This window comes from Stenotrophomonas sp. HMWF003 (genome assembly GCF_003061285.1).
GTDB lineage: Bacteria > Pseudomonadota > Gammaproteobacteria > Xanthomonadales > Xanthomonadaceae > Stenotrophomonas > Stenotrophomonas maltophilia_AP.
Genome location: NZ_QAIW01000434.1, coordinates 2,634 through 6,081 on the forward strand (window position 1 = coordinate 2,634; position 3,448 = coordinate 6,081).

The window sequence follows — 3,448 nt, forward strand, 5'->3', positions numbered from 1 at the left end:
GGTCGGCTGCCACGAAATCGCCACAGCGGCCGCCGCAGGGGCAGCCGACCAACGGTCGGCTCTACCGGCACACCGTGTGCGGTGTGCCCCGGTCCGCATACCGGATGCCATCCCGCTAACGCCGGCCGAAGCGCCCCCGCGCCCGCGGTGCGCAATCTTCGCCCATAAAAAAACCCCCTCCCCGCTGGGCTGCCAGGGAAGGGGTTTCAGTTACGGCATCGGGAACTGCGTCAGATCAGCGGTGCCGGAGTTGCCGGCAGGGCGACCGGTGCGGCCTTCTTCTTGCGAACGGCCGGCTTGCGCTTTGCAACCTTCTTCACCGCCTTCTTGGCAGCGGCCTTCTTCGCCGGCGCCTTGCGTGCGGTGGCCTTCTTCGCGGTGGCCTTCTTGGCTACCTTGCGTACGGCCTTTTTCGCGGTCTTCTTGGCAGCCTTCTTGGCCGTGGCCTTCTTGGCTACCTTGCGGACGGCTTTCTTGGCGGTCTTCTTGGCGGCGGCCTTCTTGGCGACCTTGCGGACTGCCTTCTTCGCCGTCTTCTTCACTGCCTTTTTCGCGGTCTTCTTGGCGGCGGCCTTCTTGGCAACCTTGCGGACTGCCTTCTTTGCCGTCTTCTTCACTGCCTTGCGGGCGGTCGCCTTCTTCGCTGCCTTCTTCACCGTCTTCTTGGCAGCCGCCTTCTTGGCTACCTTCTTCACGGCCTTCTTGGCGGCGGCTTTCTTGGCTACCTTCTTGACGGCCTTTTTGGCGGCCGGCTTTTTCTTCGCAGCTTTCTTGGTTGCCATGGGATGGCTCCTCGTCAGTGATCTATGGAGTGAAAACGCCCAGGTAAAGCAAACCCGCAGTGCGACATCGCGGGGACCGCCGTCGCGTCAAGCGCGTCGTGACGGATACGGGGATACCCACCGCAGGTGGCCAGGCGGGTATCGAATGGGAAGGGGCCTTGCGGTTCGCCGAGGGAAGCGAAGCCATCTCCACCGTCTTCTGACGCGAGGTGGATGTCCAGGTTGTGCTTCGCGACTGGATGTCGATTCTGCTCACTCTGTTCGCAGCAAGGTCTGCTGTGGCGAAACCTAATCACGCTTTTTTTCACTGTCAACAACCCCGGCGAAAAATTTTCACACCGAAGGCCCCCGCAAGCCGACGCCGCCCCCCTCCACGAACACCGCCAACGGCGTGCAATGTTGCCGTGCACGCAGCGACCGGACACGCCACGCATGCCACACGCGAAAAGAAAACCGCTTAAAAGAAGCACTTTCGCATTTTCAGCGCGCGCGCACCGCGCGCATCCCGGCACCCGTGCGCGCGCACCCGACGGCACCCCGGACGCTACCCACACCGCACCCAAACGGAGGCGAAAACTTTTCACATCTTCGATCGCTTTTTGCCACCGGATTTACGCAAATGCGCAAACTTTCCGGCGGTCATCGCCACCCGGATCGCACCGGTTCGACGCGCCGTCACCGCCGCGCGCGACCCGGATGCGCACCGCGCGCGATCGCCAAGGACACCCGGCGCACATGCCGACACCCGGACGCGCGCTCATGACCGGACGGTAATGCGCACCCCACCGATGCGCATAAGCGGCCAACGGCGTCGCGATCGCCGACCGCATCGCCGGCGTTTTTCGTCACGTACGGATAACGATGGCGCTGACGGCCACTGCGCGGGCAAAAAAAAACGGCCGCACCAGGCGACCGTTCTTTCTGATCCGGCGACGATCAGTGATCGTCGTCTTCCAGCAGCTCGGCGTACTCGTCCGGGCCCAGCAGATCGTTCAACTCGTCGTTGGCCGAGAACTCGACCACGTAGATCCAGCCTTCGCCGTAGGCATCTTCGTTGATGGTTTCCGGCTTGTCCGACAGCGCTTCGTTGACTTCGACCACGGTGCCGGTGACCGGGCTGTACACGTCCGAGGCGGCCTTGACCGACTCGACCACGGCCGCCTGCTGGCCGGCCTTCACTTCATCGCCGACGGCCGGCAGTTCGACGTACACCAGGTCGCCAAGCAGGCCCTGGGCGTGGTCGGAAATACCGACGGTGACGCGGCCATTGCCTTCGACACGTGCCCACTCATGGGACTTGAGGAATTTGAGGTCGCCGGGGATCTCGCTCATGGGACTGCTCCGAGGAATATCAGGGGTCAAGAAACGGGGGTAGTGTAACCACCGGCGCCGACCACTGACAGGTCGGCGCCGGGAAAAAATCAGGCGTCGGCGAGCACGCCCGGCTGGGCCTGGCCTTCGCGCACGAACGGGAACTTCACCACGCGCACCGGCACCTGCTTGCCGCGGATGTCCACGTGCACCTGGCCCAGTTCACCGGCCGGCACCCGCGCGAACGCAATGCCCTTGCCCAGGGTCGGGGAGAACGTGCCGGACAGGATCTCGCCCTGGCCGCTGGCAGTGAGCACCGGCTGGCCGTGGCGCAACACGCCCTTCTCGTCCATCACCAGGCCGATCAGCTGGCGCGCATCGCCCGCTGCCTTCTGCGCTTCCAGCACGTCACGGCCGATGAAGTCGCGGCCCTCGTCCAGCGCCACGGTCCAGGCCAGCGCGGCTTCGTACGGGGTGATGTCTTCATCCATGTCCTGGCCGTACAGGTTCATGCCGGCTTCCAGGCGCAGCGTGTCGCGCGCGCCCAGCCCGGCCGGGCGCACGCCTGCGGCGGCCAGCGCATTCCAGAACGCCACCACGTCGGCCTGCGGCAGCAGGATCTCGAAACCGTCTTCACCGGTGTAGCCGGTACGCGCCACGAACAGCGGCGTGCCACTGGCGGCGGTGGCCTCCAGCGCGGCGAAACGGCCCAGCTTCTCCAGCGCCGCGCGGTCGCCGTCGGCGACCAGGCCGATCACCCGCTCGCGAGCGGTCGGGCCCTGCACGGCGATGATGGCCAGGTCTTCGCGCTCGGTGACCTCCACGTTGAAGGCGGCCGCCTGCTCGCGGATCCAGGCCAGGTCTTTTTCGCGGGTGGAGGCGTTGACCACCATGCGGAAGAAGTCGTCGGCCAGGTAGTACACGATCAGGTCGTCGATGACGCCGCCGCGCGGGTTGAGCATGCACGAATACAGTGCCTTGCCGGTGGCCTTCAGCTTGTCCACCGAATTGGCCAGCAGCGTGCGCAGGAACGGCTTGACCTGCTCACCGCGCAGGTCGACCACGGTCATGTGGCTGACGTCGAACATGCCCGCATCGGCGCGCACCAGGTGGTGCTCGTCCAGCTGCGAACCATAATGGATGGGCATGTCCCAGCCACCGAAATCGACCATCTTTGCGCCGAGCGCGCGGTGGGTGTCGTTGAGAAGCGTCTTCTGGGTCATGACCATTTTTCCGGGGGAATGAAGGCAAGACCGGCATTATCCCAGAACCGTCTTCACAACGCCTGCGGCGTTGCGTCAGACCGGCTGCACCTGCAGTGTCATGCCTTCCACCGCCACCACCCGCACCCGGGT

Annotated in this window: 3 protein-coding genes; all 3 read right to left on the reverse strand. The window is 64.9% G+C overall.

Features of this window, described 5'->3' with window-relative positions; genetic code table 11:
• Window positions 1-230: 230 nt before the first annotated feature.
• On the reverse strand, window positions 231-782 hold the full coding sequence (locus tag DBR34_RS18660; protein WP_128097885.1) for a histone: 552 nt from the start codon (window positions 780-782) through the stop codon (window positions 231-233).
• A gap of 936 nt (window positions 783-1,718) precedes the next feature.
• On the reverse strand, window positions 1,719-2,114 hold the full coding sequence (gcvH, locus tag DBR34_RS18665; RefSeq protein WP_128097886.1) for a glycine cleavage system protein GcvH: 396 nt from the start codon (window positions 2,112-2,114) through the stop codon (window positions 1,719-1,721).
• A gap of 89 nt (window positions 2,115-2,203) precedes the next feature.
• Entirely contained in the window at window positions 2,204-3,316 is a 1,113-nt protein-coding gene (gene gcvT / locus DBR34_RS18670; RefSeq protein ID WP_128097887.1) for a glycine cleavage system aminomethyltransferase GcvT, read from the reverse strand.
• Window positions 3,317-3,448 lie beyond the last annotated feature (132 nt).

Bases quoted from the DNA above. Each gene is read 5' to 3' on its own strand.
- gcvH (WP_128097886.1), bottom strand. From the start codon at position 2,114: ATGAGCGAGATCCCCGGCGACCTCAAATTCCTCAAGTCCCATGAGTGG.
- DBR34_RS18660 (WP_128097885.1), bottom strand. From the start codon at position 782: ATGGCAACCAAGAAAGCTGCGAAGAAAAAGCCGGCCGCCAAAAAGGCC.
- gcvT (WP_128097887.1), bottom strand. From the start codon at position 3,316: ATGACCCAGAAGACGCTTCTCAACGACACCCACCGCGCGCTCGGCGCA.